Here is a 443-nt window from a genome sequence, read left to right on the forward strand (position 1 = left end):
TCTGCAGGCGATGCGCACCTTTGCCAGCACGGGCGAAGAACGGCCGTTGAAGACGACGCACAACGTCGACGGCGCCATCAATTACGTGCCGATGGCGGCAAGGTCCTCCAGCGATCCGAACGAAATGAAGGAGCGAGCAGAGACGTGGCCGTCAGGCTACGTGCCTGCCGGCGTGCGCTTCCTCGTCGCGACCGTGGACAACCAAGCTAACCGGTTCGTGGTGCTGATTCTGGGGTTCGGCGTGAACGAATCGGGCCAGCTGGAGCGTTGGGTGGTGGATTCCTTCACGCTGCGCACGTCGACACGTCCGGACGGTTCCGGTGGCTTCCTGCCGCTCGACCCGCCGAAGTACCTCGAGGACTGGGAGCGGCTGGTCGACAAGGTCATCACCAGGCGCTACCCGCTAGGCGATGAAACCGGCCGCAGCATGCCAATTCGCGCCG

The 443-nt window shown here is 64.3% G+C and carries 1 protein-coding gene; it reads left to right on the forward strand.

The features are described 5' to 3' along the window. The coding region (locus CXG43_RS01350) for a terminase gpA endonuclease subunit (protein ID WP_198551374.1) at window positions 1–443 on the forward strand (443 nt) is incomplete at both ends.

The organism is Stenotrophomonas sp. Bg11-02 (genome assembly GCF_002836635.1).
Classification (GTDB): Bacteria; Pseudomonadota; Gammaproteobacteria; order Xanthomonadales; family Xanthomonadaceae; genus Stenotrophomonas; species Stenotrophomonas lacuserhaii.